Genomic DNA, 14390 nt, shown 5'->3' with positions numbered 1-14390 from the left:
CGCCACCGCCCTCCGCTGCCGAGCCCAGCCGAACCTGCTCACCCGTGCATGCGTGGGAAACACGAGCGCCTGGCGAGCAGAGGAGATCGCAGCCGCCTGGCCGGCAGGAGAAGACAGGGCGGTCATGGCGTGCCTCCCAGCAGCATCTGGACGGCGGGCGTGGTCAGCGCCAGGAGCGCCTTCGGCCAGAGCCCGAAGACAAGAGTCAGCACGACGAGCGGCACCCACGCCACGAACTCGTATCCCCGCACGTCGAGCCCGCTGCGGTCGAGCGTGGCGACGGCCGCGCCCTGGTCGCCTTCCCGTGCCTCGGCCCCGCTCCGGTCCGGCGCGGAGGCAGCCGTGTCTTCGCCGCCGGGCCCGCCCCTGGCGGGTCGTGCCATGTCGGGGCCGCCCCGCGCGCCTTTCGCCGCGACCAGTTCGCCGTGGTCGTCTCGCGCGACGTCAGGGCCGCCCTGGTCGAACGGGGCGGCGGCGAGTGCCTGGTCACCCTGTGGGCGCACCTCCGCCGGCTGCCCGTGCGTGACACGGGACAGCATGGTGAGGAAGTACGCGGCGGTCAGCACCGCGCCGATCCCGCCGATCGCCATGTACGCCAGGAAGAGCGGCCTGGGCAGCCCGGGTGCCGGTTGGAAGGCACCCAGGAGCGCCAGCATCTCGCCCCAGAACCCGGCCAGCCCCGGCAGCCCGAGCGAGGCGATGGACGCGAAGGTGAGCAGCGAGCCCAGGTGGCGGTAGCGGGCCAGCATGCCGCCGCCGAGGGTGGGCATGTCGGCCGTGCCGTACCTTTCCTTGACGGCACCGGCCAGGAAGAACAGCAGGCCGGTGATCAGGCCGTGGGCGACGTTGGCGAACAGGGCGCCGTTGATGCCGACGGTGGTCAGCGTGGCGAAGCCGAGCAGGACGAAGCCCATGTGGCCGATGGAGGAGTAGGCGATCATCCGTTTGAGGTCGCTCTGGGCGAGACAGGCCAGCGCGCCGTAGACGATGCCGACGACGGCGAAGGCGCCCAGCCACGGGGCGACGGTGGCGGCGCCCTCGGGCAGGACGGGGATGGCGATCCTGGCGAAGCCGTACGTGCCCATCTTGAGCAGCACACCCGCCAGCAACACCGAGCCGACGGTCGGCGCCTCGGTGTGCGCGTCGGGGAGCCAGGTGTGCAGGGGCCACATCGGGGTCTTGACCGCCAGGCCGAGGCCGATCGCGACGAAGGCGAGCACCTGTACCGAGCGCGACAGTCCGGCGCCGTGCGCCTGGGTCAGGGCCACGATGTCGAGCGTGCCGGTCTGCGTCCAGATCAGCAGCAGGCCGAGCAGCAGCACGACCGACCCGAGCAGGGTGTAGAGGATGAACTTGATCGCTGCGGCGCGGCGCCCCTGACCGCCCCAGATGGCGATCACGAAGTACATCGGGATGAGCACGACCTCGAAGAACACGAAGAACAGCAGCAGGTCGAGCGCGAGGAACGTGCCGAGCATGCCGACTTCGAGGACGAGCAGGGTGAACAGCAGGGCCCTGGGGCGCGCGGGCAGGTGGCCGGGGCTCCAGCACAGGTAGACGAAGCAGAGGAACGTCAGGAGCGCGGTGAGGACGACGAGTGACAGGGAGATGCCGTCGACTCCCAGGTGGAAGCGCAGGCCGAGGCCGGGGATCCAGGGCAGGTCGACGGTGAACTGGGGCCGCGCCGCCTGGCCGTACGCGAAGGTCGCCGCGAGCATGACCGCGAGCGCGAGAGTGAGACCCGAGACGGCGAGGCCGATGGGCCGGAGACGGCCCGCCGCGGCGGGCACGAGCAGGACGCCGGCGCCGAGCAGCGGCACCGCGAGCAGCGCGACGGGCAGCCAGGTCATCCGAGCACCACCGCCCCCACCGCGATCAGCAGGACGCCCGCGAGGACGCCGCTGACGTAGAGCTGCACGTTGCCGTTCTGCGCCAGGCGCAGCAGGCCGGAGGCTCCCTGCGTGGTACGGCCCGAGCCGCGCACCGCGCCGTCGACCACCCTGTCGTCGGTCCGCACCACCAGCCCGGCCAGCGCCAGGACAGGCCGGACGAACAGCGCGTTGTAGACGGTGTCGAGGTAGAAGGCCCGTTCGGCCGGCACCCGGAGCGGGCCGAGGATCTTGGCGGGATCGGCCAGCGGGTCGCCGCGCCACACCGCGTAGACGATGCCGGCGCCCAGCAGCGCGAGCGCGACGCTGATGGCCGCGGTGCCCCAGCTGAGGTGGCCGGCGCCGAGGAAACCAAGCCCCAGGGCGGGGACGGCGAGCACCACCACAGGGCCGAGCATGGAGGGCGGCGCCTCGCGGGTGTCGACGACGTGGGCGGTGCCGGGCTGCGGTTCGGGCAGGGCCAGCGACCGTTCCCGGCCGAAGAAGGTGCGCAGCCATGCGCGGGTGGCGTAGGCGCCGGTGACGGCGACCGTCGCCAGCGCGCACGCGTAGAGGAGCAGGCCGGCGGCGTCGGTGAGCGTGCCGGCGCCGACCGCGTGCTCGACGGCGGCCAGCACGCCGTCCTTGCTGAAGAAACCGCTGGTCGGCGGCAGGCCCATGAGCGCGGCGAAGCCGATCGTCATGGCGACGAACGTGACGCGCAGCTCGCGCCGGAGGCCGCCCATCTGGCTCATCAGGTTGGAGCCGACGTGGTGGATGACCGCGCCCGCGCACAGGAACAACAGCGCCTTGAACGCTCCGTGAGTGAGCAGGTGGAAGATCGCCGCGGTGTCGGACCCCGCGGCGAGCGCGGCGGCCATGAAGGCGAGCTGGCTGATGGTGGAGTAGGCCAGCACGCGTTTGAGGTCGTCATGGGCGAGGGCGGCCAGCGCCGCTCCGAGCATGCCGAGCGCGGCGAGCACGGCCAGGACGTCGAGCGTTGGCGGCGCGGCGAGGAACACCGGGAAGAGCCGGGCGACCAGGAAGATCCCAGCCGCGACCATCGTGGCGGCGTGGATGAGCGCGCTGATCGGCGTCGGGCCCGCCATCGCGTCGGGCAGCCAGGTGTGCAGCGGCACCTGCGCGCTCTTGCCCGCGACCCCCGCCAGCAGCAGCATCGTCGCGGTGACGACGGTGGCGGTCGGCATCTCGGGCACCTTCGCGATCACGTCGTCGATCCTGAAGCTGCCCGCCGACAGGCCGAGGACGAAGATGCCGAACAGGAAACCCACGTCGCCGAGCCGGGTGACCAGGAAGGCCTTGACCGCGGCTCTGGAGTTGGCGTGCTCCTCCCACCAGTGGCCGATCAGCAGGTAGGAGCAGAGCCCCATGATCTCCCAGCCGACGTAGAGGAGGAGCAGGTCGCCCGCGTAGACGACCAGCAGCATGGCGCTGGTGAACAGGCTGATGAACGCGCTGTAGGACGGGTAGCGGGGATCGTCCTTCAGGTAGCCGATCGAGTAGATCTGGACGGCGAGCGCGACGATCGTGACCAGGACGGCGACGATCGCGGAGAGCTGGTCGGCCTGGAGGGTCAGCGCGATGGGGACCCCGCCGGTCTCGATCGTGCCGTACGTGGCGCCCGCGCGGGCGGTCTGGCCCTGGGCCGGCTCGGCGGCCAGGCGGTCGAAGAAGGCGAACCCCTGGCCTGCCGCCAGCCAGAACGCCAGCACCGCGGCGGCGGTGGCCGGGACCACCGCGAACCACGCGGCCCTGCGGTTGGCCTTGGCGTCGGCGCTTTCCAGCGCGGGGTGGACGGCCGAGCCGTACGGCAGGTCATGGCCGGACACCGCCTCGGGCGCGCCGGTGCGCGGGATGTGGCCCCGCGGCCAGCGGGACAGCAGCAGGCCGGCGGCGGCCGCCAGGAACGGCAGGACGATGATGATCGCCGGGAAGGAGTCGACGTAGCTGCGGCTCACTGGGCTCTCCCTCGGCTCGCACGCTCTCCTGGCCTGGGGGCACCTGGTGCACCGTCGCCTGTGGCCGGCGCGCCTTCGCCACCCTCCGGGACACCTTCGCCGCCTTCCGGGACACCTTCGTCACGCGACGGGACCCCTTCGCCACCCGGCGGGACCCCTTCGCCGCCCGGCGGGACACCTTCGCCACCCGGCGGGACACCTTCGCCACCCGACGGGACACCTTCGCCACCCGACGGGACACCTTCGCCGCCCTCTGGGGAACCTTCGCCACCCTCCGGAGGCGCCGCGCGGCCCTCCCGCGCCGGGTTTTCCTGGCTCTGCGCCGCCTGGCTCGGCGCCTCCGGGCTCGGGGCCTCTTGGCTCTGCGCCGCCTGGCTCAAGCTCACCTGAGCTGGGCCCTCGTCGCCCGGGCCCTCCTGACCCGAGTTCACCTGACCCGGGCCCTGCTGACGCGAACTTACCTGACCCGAGCTCACCTGACGCGAGCTCACCTGGTCCTGGCCCTCCTGGACCGGGTGCGGTGGGGACGGACTCGGGGTGGTGAGGCGCGCGACGGCGTCGAGTTCGGACAGGTCGCGGAGCCGGTCGAGGTCGACGGTCTTGCGGTTACGGTAGACGGCCAGGACGATGGCCAGCCCGACGCCGAGCTCGGCGGCGGCGATCACGATGACGAACAGTGTCAGCACCTGTCCGCCATGGAGCCGGTCGCGCAGCCAGACGTCGAAGGCGACCAGGTTGAGGTTGACGGCGTTGAGCATCAGCTCGACCGACATCAGCACCAGGATGGTGTTGCGGCGGGCGAGCACGCCGTACACACCGATGGAGAAGAGCAGCGCGGAGACGACGGCCGGGTAGACGATGTGCACTACTTCCCCCTGCCCTCGGCGGTCGGGGGCGTGTCGTCCGGTCTGATGTCGGTGCGCGAGATCACGATGGCGCCGACCAACGCGGCGAGCAGCAGGACCGAGAGCGCCTCGAACGGCAGCACCCACGTGCGGAAGACGCTCGCGCCGAGCTCTCCCGCCGCACCGCCGCCGGGCTCGAGCGGGGTGTAGGCGTGGCGGAAGCCGTCGATGACCACCGCGACCAGCACGCCCGCCGTCGCCAGCGCGACCACGGCGGCCACGATTCTGTTGCCGCTGTCGAGGTCGGCCGACCTGCCGATGGGTGCGCGGGTGAGCATGATGCCGAACAGCAGCAGCACCACGACCGCGCCGACGTAGATGAGCACCTGCACCCACGCGACGAACTCGGCGGTCAGCACGAGGTAGCACCCGGCGAGCGCGCCGAAGGAGACCACGAGCCAGAGGGCGGCATGGACGAGTTGCCTGGTGGTCACGACGAGCAGTGCGGATCCGACCGCCACCGCACCCAGGAGCAGGAAGACGATTTCTTGCCCTGTGGGGGACAGGTAGGAAGGCACCGCCGCGGTCACTAGTCCTCCTCGGGCTCCTGTGTCTCGTGACGCTTCAGCCCGCCCGGCGGACGGATGGAACGCGGATCGACCATCCGTCGCCTGCGCGGCTCGGTGGCAGCAGTCTGCTCCGCCGATTCCGGCGGCGACGACGACGCGCCGGAACCTGTGGAAAACTCTTCGTCCGGCGAGCGGCCTGTGGATGAACCTGTTTGCGGGGGCTGCGGCGGGGCGGGCAGCGCTCCGGGCGGGCGGATGCCGCGCACGTTGCTCATCCGGGCGGAACGGGGACGTGCCTCGCGCTGGGTCTGTCCGGCTGCGGGCGCCGCCTCGGGCTGGCTCTCACCGCTCCCGCCCTCGCCGGTCCGACCCTGGGCCCGGTCCGTGGCGTCTTGCCCCGTCTGTTCGGCGCCGCGCGTCCCGCCTGCCGCGGTCTCGGACGTGCTCGCCGCGCTCTCCGCGGTCTCGGGCGTACTCGCCGCGCTCTTCTCGGCCTCGAACGTGCTCGTCCCGCTCTCCGCGGCCTCGGGCGCGCCCAACCTGCGCGGTGGCGCGGTTTCAGGCGTGCCGGAACCCGGCGCAGCTTCTGGCTCGCCTGACCTGTCCCGGGCGGTCTCGCCCACGTCTGATGCGTCCGACGCACGCCCGGGCGCGCCGGACGCTTCCGGTGCGACCTCCGACGTGCCGGGCCTGTCTTCTCCGGTCTCCGGCGTGATGCCGGTCTCCCCGAGCTGGACTCCCGGTGCGGCCTCCGACGTGCCGGATGTTGCTGGTGCGGCCTCTCGCGGCCCCGATGCTTCCGGTGCGACGTCAGCCGCTCCTCCAGCCGTGCGCCCGGCGGCACCGGTCACTTCCGCTGGTCCTCCGGGTCGGTGTGCGGAGGTCTCGCCCGGCGTCGTCTCGGCTCGGGCCGTCGCCGCGCGTTCGGCAGGCGTCTCGGCCGGTGCCGTTCCTTCCGCACGGCCGCGCGCCGTCGCCCTCTCCCCCGTACGGCCGGCCGCAGCCCGCCCGGCTCCCTCGCCACGAGCCGGAGCCCGACCGGCTCCCTCGCCACGGGCTGGAGCAGCGCCCTCCCCCGTACGGCCGGGCGCGCCGCCCGCCGTACGGGTCGGCCGGACGGTCGCCGCGAGCTCCTTGGGCGGCTCGGCTCCCACCTCGTGTGCGGGAGGCGGCGGCACGGCCTGCGTCCACTCCCGCAGCCTGTCCTTCTCGTGCAGGAGGTTCCTGATGTCCCCCTCGGCGTACTCGAACTCCGGCGCCCAGAACAGCGCGTCGAACGGGCACACCTCGATGCAGATCCCGCAGTACATGCACAGCGCGAAGTCGATCGCGAACCTGTCGAGCACGTTGCGCTGCCTGGGCCTGCCGCCCTCGGGCGCGGGCAGTGTCTCCTTGTGCGAATCGATGTAGATGCACCAGTCGGGACACTCGCGGGCGCACAGCATGCAGGAGGTGCAGTTCTCCTCCACCAGCGCGATGACACCGCGGCTACGGGCGGGCAGCTCCGGCCGGACCTCGGGATACTGCTGGGTCACGGACCTGCGCAGCATGTGGCGAAGGGTGACCGAAAGCCCCTTCACCAGCCCTACTCCAGGTATCCGTGCCATGATTCAACATCATGACGCACTATGCGTCGCAGGTGAATCCATCAGCCTGTTGTCCCCAAGGTTTTCCACAGTCATCCACAGGATACGTGCAGGTTATCCACAGCCGCCGTCCACACCCCTGCTTATGTCGCCGCTACCCGATACTCTCTCGCCCATGCCGCACCCCCGCCCCCACCAACCCAGCGCCGGAGCCTGGACGGCCGCCGTCGCCTGGGCCGTGGTCCCGTTGCTCACGTGCGGCCTGGCCACGCCGTTCACCATCGGGTTCGCGGCGTTCTGGCTGCAGAGCAAGTGGCTCGTCATCTCCGCCGCCCTGTACGGCGCCTGCGTCAGCGCGTTCATGATCGTCGTGTGGAGCTACGACGACATCTCGCACGCGCCCGACTGGCTGTTCGGGCTCGTCGGGCTGTGCCTGATGGCGAGCTGGATCGGCGGAGTTATCCACAGCGGCATCCTCGTCCCCCTGATGGCGAGAGGGCGGTCCGGATCCGCCCCTGCGCCCATGCCCCCGCCCGGCGCCATGCCCGGCCACCTGCCCGGCCCCCCGCCCCGCTCCATGCCCGGCCCCCCGCCCGGCACCATGCGTCCTCGGCCGCTGCCCGTGCACGAACGCGCCACCCACCCCACAGGCCACGCGCGGCGCACGGGCGAGCCCGAGTGGATCGGCCACTATCGCGTGCTGCGCCTCCTCGGCCGCGGCGGCCAGGGCGCGGTCTACCTCGCCGCCGCGCCCAACGGCACCCGGGTGGCCGTCAAGGTGCTCCACGATCTGGGCGACGAGCACGCGCGCAGCCGGTTCGCCCGCGAGGTCGACGCCGCCCGCAGGGTCGCCACGTTCTCCACAGCCAGGCTGCTCGACGTCAGCATCGCCCCCGACCTGGCCTACACAGTGAGCGAGTACGTGGCGGGGCCCTCGCTCGAGCAGCTCGTCCGCGACCGGGGGCCGCGCGACGAGGACAGCCTGACCAGGCTCGCGCTGGCCACGTCCGGGGCGCTGGCGGCCATCCACAAGGCGGGGGTCGTCCACCGCGACTTCAAGCCCAGCAACGTCCTGATCGGCTCCGACGGCCCCCGCGTGATCGACTTCGGGATCGCGCGCTCGCTCGACCACTCCACGATGACCGGCAAGATGGCGGGCACTCCGCCGTACATGTCGCCCGAGCAACTGTCCGGCACGCCCGTCGGCCCGCCGTCCGACGTCTTCAGCTGGGCGGTGACGATGACCTTCGCGGCGACGGGGCGTCCCGCGTTCGGCGAGGACACCGTGCCGGCCGTCTTCAACCGGGTGCTCAACCTGCACCCCGACCTGTCGCCGCTCCCGCCGTCGTTACGCGGCGTGGTGGGGCCCGCGCTGGCCAAGTCGCCCTCGGAGCGCCCCACCGCCGCCGAGATCATGCTGGCCATCGTCCAGTGACCCTGGCCTGCTTCGCCTGCTTGGCCAACTGGTCCATGCGTGCCCTGAGCTCGGCCTCCCTGCGCGCGGCCGAGAGCCGCACCTCGTGGTCGCTGTCCTCGATCGCGTGCCGTACCCGCAGTTCTTCCTTGTGCAGCAGGATCTCGCCGTCTCCTGTTCGCAGCCGTTCGTTGAGCCGCAGGTCGTTGTCGTGAAGGCGCTCCTTGCTCTCGCGCTGGGCGGCGAGCCGCCGATCGTAGGCGCTGGGCTTGCTGATCAGCTTGGTGAGCACCGGAAAGCAGTCGATGACGATCAGCAGGCCGGCCAGCACCAGGTGCGCCCAGAAGACCGCCCAGTTGGCGGCGGTCAGGCTGCTCAGCGCGCGGAACTGCTCCAGCAGCCCCGGCTGCCGGCTGCGGGCGGCGGACCGTCGCGAGATCTCGGCGGCGATGCCGGTGGAGACGGCTTGTTCGTACGTGGCGGCGGCCGTCGCCCGGTCGTTGGTGAGCTGCGTGACCGTCTGTTCCAGTTTCTGGAGTTCCTGCTCCTTGGTCTGCAGGGCCTGGCGTGTCGTGTCGGTGGCCGCTCGCCGTCGTCCGCACCAGTAACCGTTGCCCGGCCGGCCGGTGAAACCCTGGCCGGCGCCCGTGCCGAGGCACTCCTTGCCCTCCAGCGCGGCCTGCGAGGTTTCCAGTTTCTTGAGGCCGGCCACTTCCTTCTGCCGCTGGTCCCGCTGCGCGATGGTGGCTTCGAGCGTGCGGGTGTCGGCCCGCGGGACATCGAGCTTGAAGTCGTCGCAGCCGGTGGGGGGCTGCTGGTCCCAGCCTGGATAGCAACGCTTGAACCCGGCCCTGAGCTCCTGGTCGGCGAGCCGCCGGTCCTCGGCCACCTGCTCGATCACGGCCGACTCGAACGCCTTCAGCGTCAGCGGTTCCGAGATGACGACCCCGATCAGCACCGAGATCGCCAGCCGGGGCAGGAGGCGCGCGACGCGGTCACGCCCCGTCACGCCGTGCGTGCTGGTGACGAGCCAGCTGTCGAACACGCAGATCACGGTCCCCCAGATGGCCGCGGCGGCCACGCTGGCCGGCATGGAGGCACCGAAGACCTCGTGGACGACGATCCACAGCGAGGCCGCGGCCATGAGGGCGGTGGACAGGATGATCGCGCCCGTCCTGGTGAGAGTGGGACGGTCCTCCGGGACCCAGTCGAGGATGGATTCGTTCACCCCCGACACCATCCGGAGCATCCGCGGGATCCCGAACCGGCGGCGCACCGGCGCCATCCGGTCCAGTTCCGCCTGATGAGCCTCGACCGGCGCGGCTTCAGTCGTCACCGACGCTCTCCTCCCTCGGGGCGGACATGTCGTCGTCCTGTCCCGAAGACTCGAGAGCCGACGCCTGCTGAGCGGGCGTCACGGCGGTGCGCGCCTCCGCCGGGGTGCCGTTGTCGATCAGTTGCTCGATGAGGAACTGCCCCATGTCGGAGTGGTCGGCGAGCCCGCGGTCGATGGCCTTGCCGGTGAGGGTGGCGAGGTTCTGCCGGTTCTCCTGCGCGATCAGGATCTCCTGCCGTTCCTTCTCCCGCTCCCAGTCCTGCTGCGCCCGCCCGGCCTCCCACTCCCGCTGCTCGCGCTGCGCGGCCAGCTGCTGCTTGAGCTGCTCCTGCTCCTGCTTCAGCCGCAGCTCCTCCTTGCGCAGCTCGTGGTCACGCTCCTCCTTGGCGGCCTCGAGTTGCTGTGCCCGCTGCTCCTTCTCCCACTGGAGCTGGAACTCTTCCTTGTGCCGGGCCCACGTGCGGTCCTCGCGGCTGAGCTCCCATTCCTGTTGCCGGCTCTCCTTCTCCTGGCCCAGCCGTAGCCCTTCCTTGCGCAGTTCGAACTCCCGCTCGTCCTGGGCCGCGTCGAGCTCCTGCGCCCGCAGTTCCTTCTGCCGCTCGAAGGCCCTGACCTCCTGGAACGCCTCCCATTCGCGTTTGTCCCTGTCGGCCTCCCACTCCAGGCGCCTGCGCCGCTCCTGCTCGTCGAGGTTCCGCCGTACCTGCTCCGCCTCGTCCAGCCGGCGCATGAGCTCGGTGGAGCTCAGCTCCCCTCGGGCGACCGCGTAGGAGATCACGGCGTAGGGGTCGGAACCGGTCTCCTCGTGGAAGGTCCGCGCGTGCCTGAGGTCGGCGGCCAGCCTGCGCTGGCGCTGCTCGAGCTCGAACTCGGTCTCCTCGCGATCCAGTTCGTGGGCGAAACGGCGTTCGACGCGCGTGCGGTCCTGCTCGTGCTGCAGGTCGTCCATCTCGTAGCCGCGCCGCCTGGCGGTCAGGTCGTGCTCCTGCTGCAGGTCGTCCATCTGGTAGGCACGCCGCCTCACGGTCAGGTCGTGCTCCTGTCGCAGGTCGTCCATCTCGTACGTGCGGCGCCTGGCGGTCAGGTCGTGCTCGAAGGCCATCTCGCGCCGCTTGCGCTCGTGGTCCTTGGCCTCCTGTTCGGCGGCGCGCTTCTCCGCGATCACCTCGTCGGGGGTGAGGACCTCTATCGCGGCCAGCCGTACGAGCATGCCGGAGACCAGCGGTGGCTGCGCCTGGCTGTAGATGCTGAGCTCGGTGAGCGCGTCGTCCTGCACGCTCGCTCGCGCCTCGATGGGGTGGTCGAGGCCGAGCTGGTGGATGCGGTGGTATCCCTTCACGTACGCCTGCAGCGGCACGGCCAGGTCGGTATGCCCGTTGCGGGCGACCGTGATGGGATCGGTGACGCTGCAGGTGAAGATGACCCGCAGGAGGAACTCGTCCAGCCCGCTGGAGGGCAGCGTGAGGTCGACCTCGACGGGCTGGTCCTTTCGCATGTCGACGACGCTGTAGCCGGTGGCGTTGACGACGTGCTCGTCGGCCGGGCCGAGGCTCTTCTCGTCGCTGCGGACATGGCCGCCGCCGACCGCCAGCACGACGACCTCGTGCGGCAAGGGCATCGGTATCTCGTCCACCGCCCGTGCCGCCTTGCGCCAGCGCTGGCGCTCGACGGGTCGTAAGGAGGCGCTGCTGCTGATGGGGTACGGCATGCTTACCAGTCCTCGGATGGGAAGATCTTCGGAAGTAGGATCATGAAAAGGCGTTGAGGGCTCGTCCCGCTCCTGCGCCGTGTCGCATGTCGCCGGAAGTCGCGGTTGAAGGGGGCGTGCTCGCGGACGGGCAGCGCGTCGGCCAGGTCGCGGTACAGGCTCTCCACGAGTTCCACCGGCGGCGGCGTCAGCCGGTCGAGCGCGTCGAGCACGTTGTAGAGGGTGTCGAAGACCGTGCTCCTGCTCGGCCTGTTGACCATGGCGGCCGCCCAGAGCCTGGCGAACAGCTTGACGTCCCTGTCTCCGCGCCGCAGATGCCGTACGGCCAACGGCATCCCGTCCTCACCGGGCACCTCGAGCACCATGACGGCGACCCGCAGGGCGCGTGCCAGCCGCGGTGTGCCCGGCCTGGAGAAACGGCGCAGCCGCTCCCCGAGATCGTCCAGCAGGAACCGGTGCGCGCCGGTGTCGGTCCAGCTGAGGGTCTGGTAGAGGCCGACGATCGCCAGGGAGGCGCTCTCGCCTGCGGTCTCCTCCTCGGTGAGCTGCCACAGGTAGTGCAGGGCATCTCCGGTGTACAGGACGCCGACCAGGCTGGAGAAGGCCAGCGCGGCCGCCCGCTGGCGCAACGGCTCCCTGCTGCGCGCCCAGCGGATGGCCGTCTGCCTGGCCAGCGGCGCGAGGCCCTCGTCGAGGCACATCGACCACAGCACCTCGACGGCCGCGTTCCAGCCGCGCCGCCCGCGCTCGCCGGCGGACCACGGCTGGAGGAACTGCTCCCTGACGCTGTCGAAGTCGTCGCGGGCCACGAGCGCCAGCCCCGTGGCGAGCTCGCTCATGGCGAGGTCGTCGGGCTGGACCACCACCTCGTGCAACCAGGCGAACAGCGGCTTCCAGAAGTCGGCCGGGTAGCGGTCGCAGAGCTCCGCCGCCACGCGCGCGCGATAGCCCTCCTTGCGGAAGACCACGCAGCGTCTGAGCTGCCCCGCGATGGCGTTCTCGCCCTCCGCCACGCGCTTGACGGTCGTGATGAGGGAGTCGTCGGACCGCTTGCGGCTCTGCGTGAAACCCTTGGGGACGGCCTCGGCGCCTTCCTCGGGCGGAGGCGGCAGCACCCGGTCGACGAGGGCGGCGAACTTCGCCTCGAAGCGGCCCTCCGGCAGCCCCTCGAGGAACAGCAGGGCGGCCACCTCCAGGACCTCCCGGTGCGACGGATCGCCGCCGAACCATTTCTGCACGTCGGACCACAGCTTGGGGTCCAGGTCGTTGAGGGAGTCCTCCGGCCGCCTGCCCGACGAGACGTCCCTCGCGAACTGGACCACGTCCGCGAGGCTGTGCTGTCGCAGCTGGGCGTGGTACTGCTCCGCCCCTGTCGCCCCGTTGACGCGAAGGACGTCCTCCACGGCCGGCGGCCGCCAGGCGAAATGCGGCACCGCCGGGGACTGCGGGCTCGAGATCGGATCACCACTCGTGATGATCATGTAGGCCCCGGCCTTGAGGACGTTCTCGGTCAGCAGTGCCAGGCTCGCGTCGCCCGCGTCGGTCGCCGCCTCGTCGCCGGACCAGCCGAACACGAGGTAGACGATGTTCTTCTCATAGCTGCGCTCGGCCAGCTGGCCGAGTTCCTGGTCGGGGAGCGGCATGACCAGTGGGATGCCCGGATCGACACTCGTGGCCACGTTGATGGCGCCTGCGCGCTTGCCGCTTCCCTGCGGGCCGTACAGGACGATGACACGGTCTTTGCGCAGCGCCTCGACGGCGTGGTCGTGCGCGGGAGGGGGCGCGTAGGCCCGGGTGGCCGCGTCGATCATCTGCTGCGGCATCCTGCCCGCCGCCCGCTGGGCGGGAACGCTCGACGAGGGGCCGCCGAACCCGATCGCGCCGTTCGTCAGGTAGACCGACCCGTTGAAGGTGGTGTTCGCCGTCTGGTTGGCGTAGATGCGTTCGTTCGGCGTCTCCGCCGCGGGCGGCTCGGACGACTGGGTCACCGTTCGCTCCGTCGTCAGTTGTTCGAAATTCCGATCACTCCGCCGTCCAGCCGTACGTCGCCGTGGAAGACGGTGTGCACGACCTGACCGGCGGTCTTGGCGCTGGGAGCGGCTTCGGCCGCGTCGGTCGCCTCGGGCAGGTCCAGGGCGTGCACGTCGGCGCCGGGCACGAACAGCCACGCCTCGCCGCTGTACTTCTTCACCTGGATCTTCACCTGCCGGAAGTCCGACGGCTCCACCGTGGTGTATCCGCCCGCGACCGTGCCCTGGTAGACGTCCCGGGAAAGGAGCAGCGCCAGGTGGGCGTCGTCCGCGGCGGCGATGGCGGCGCGCAGGGGAGCCGAGTCGAGCAGCCGGCCCACGACCACGGCGGGCTCTCCCGCGAAACCGTTGTCGGCGGCGCTGACGACGCCGACATGGGCCGCCACTCTGAGACGAAGCCTGTCGTCCCTGTTTCTGGCGGCATTGTGCCGTTTGAGCAGCCTGTTGAGATGCCGAATGAAGTCGTCGACGATCCTCGGCTCGGACTCGGTCGGCGGAATGACGGCGAACACGCCGTCTCCTGACGGCTGCAACGACCAGCCGTCGATGTCGAGTACGGCACAGCGCGCCGATTCCCGGATAAGCCGCACCAAAGCCGCCTGGATCTCTTCTTGACCACCATCGTCGCGAAGGCTGTAACCGACGACGTCGATCGACACGAGCATGCTGCGGACGGGTGAAGCCGACACCGTCACCGCGGCCCGTTGTTGATGCCGATGGTGCCGCCGTGCATGGTGACCGTGCCGTCGAACACGTTGTGCACGACCTGGTCCGCGTGGGCGGTCAGTTCGATCCGCCGGACCAGCGGGGCCGTCTCGGGATCCTCGATGAGGAGCGCGACCAGGCCCTCGTAGAGCTCCTCGCGGCTTGCCGGCGTCTCAGGCAGACCCTTCTCGGCTCGCGAGTCCTTCAGCCGCTGCCAGAGGGATTTGACCGCCTCGACAGTCGATTCAGTGCCATATGCACCAATTCTCTCAAGACTCCCAGAAGCCACCGCACCCCAGATAAAAGTGGCTATATCGGGCAAATTTGCGCTGCTCATCTTCTCTCCCGGT

The 14390-nt window shown here is 70.9% G+C and carries 10 protein-coding genes and 1 pseudogene; 1 reads left to right on the top strand and 10 read right to left on the bottom strand.

What is annotated here, in order from left to right; genetic code table 11:
- Window positions 1–122: 122 nt before the first annotated feature.
- From ACWENQ_RS25310 to ACWENQ_RS25290, 5 genes and pseudogenes are all read right to left on the bottom strand, one after another.
- Window positions 123–1850 (bottom strand): complex I subunit 4 family protein, encoded by a 1728-nt coding sequence (locus tag ACWENQ_RS25310; protein WP_452416459.1) that lies wholly within the window; start codon window positions 1848–1850, stop codon window positions 123–125.
- Window positions 1847–3847, bottom strand: a complete 2001-nt coding sequence (locus ACWENQ_RS25305) for an NADH-quinone oxidoreductase subunit 5 family protein (RefSeq protein WP_452416457.1) — start codon at window positions 3845–3847, stop codon at window positions 1847–1849. Before ACWENQ_RS25305 ends, ACWENQ_RS25310 begins: the two co-directional genes overlap by 4 nt.
- A 584-nt stretch (window positions 3848–4431) precedes the next feature.
- Window positions 4432–4713 (bottom strand): annotated as a pseudogene (gene nuoK / locus ACWENQ_RS25300) (NADH-quinone oxidoreductase subunit NuoK); the annotation flags it as partial.
- Window positions 4713–5282 carry an NADH-quinone oxidoreductase subunit J family protein gene (locus tag ACWENQ_RS25295; protein WP_452416455.1) on the bottom strand — a complete coding sequence of 190 codons (570 nt, stop codon included), beginning with the start codon at window positions 5280–5282 and terminating at the stop codon, window positions 4713–4715. The pseudogene nuoK and the gene ACWENQ_RS25295, both read right to left, overlap by 1 nt.
- Entirely contained in the window at window positions 5282–6811 is a 1530-nt protein-coding gene (locus ACWENQ_RS25290) for a 4Fe-4S binding protein (protein WP_452416453.1), read from the bottom strand. The genes ACWENQ_RS25295 and ACWENQ_RS25290 overlap by 1 nt, the downstream gene beginning before the upstream one ends.
- A gap of 211 nt (window positions 6812–7022) precedes the next feature.
- Between ACWENQ_RS25290 and ACWENQ_RS25285 the strand changes: the two genes are divergently transcribed.
- Entirely contained in the window at window positions 7023–8282 is a 1260-nt protein-coding gene (locus ACWENQ_RS25285; protein WP_452416451.1) for a serine/threonine-protein kinase, read from the top strand.
- On the opposite strand, the gene ACWENQ_RS25280 is transcribed toward ACWENQ_RS25285, so the two are convergent.
- From ACWENQ_RS25280 to ACWENQ_RS25260, 5 genes are read right to left on the bottom strand one after another with little or no spacing between them, the layout of a single operon-like run.
- On the bottom strand, window positions 8260–9597 hold the full coding sequence (locus ACWENQ_RS25280; RefSeq protein ID WP_452416449.1) for a DUF4407 domain-containing protein: 1338 nt from the start codon (window positions 9595–9597) through the stop codon (window positions 8260–8262). The two genes, ACWENQ_RS25285 and ACWENQ_RS25280, sit on opposite strands and share 23 nt — an antisense overlap.
- Window positions 9587–11305 (bottom strand): hypothetical protein, encoded by a 1719-nt coding sequence (locus tag ACWENQ_RS25275; RefSeq protein WP_452416447.1) that lies wholly within the window; start codon window positions 11303–11305, stop codon window positions 9587–9589. The genes ACWENQ_RS25280 and ACWENQ_RS25275 overlap by 11 nt, the downstream gene beginning before the upstream one ends.
- Window positions 11306–11307: 2 nt before the next feature.
- The gene (locus ACWENQ_RS25270) at window positions 11308–13293 is read right to left on the bottom strand and encodes a hypothetical protein (RefSeq protein ID WP_452416446.1); all 1986 of its coding nucleotides are present in this window, start codon (window positions 13291–13293) and stop codon (window positions 11308–11310) included.
- A gap of 14 nt (window positions 13294–13307) precedes the next feature.
- Window positions 13308–14000: a hypothetical protein gene (locus ACWENQ_RS25265; RefSeq protein WP_452416444.1), complete on the bottom strand. Its 693-nt coding sequence runs from the start codon at window positions 13998–14000 to the stop codon at window positions 13308–13310.
- Window positions 14001–14026: 26 nt separating this feature from the next.
- Window positions 14027–14377, bottom strand: a complete 351-nt coding sequence (locus tag ACWENQ_RS25260; RefSeq protein ID WP_452416442.1) for a hypothetical protein — start codon at window positions 14375–14377, stop codon at window positions 14027–14029.
- Window positions 14378–14390: the final 13 nt, after the last annotated feature.

The organism is Nonomuraea sp. NPDC004354, assembly GCF_053602555.1.
This window is presented reverse-complemented; position numbering and strand designations above follow the sequence as displayed.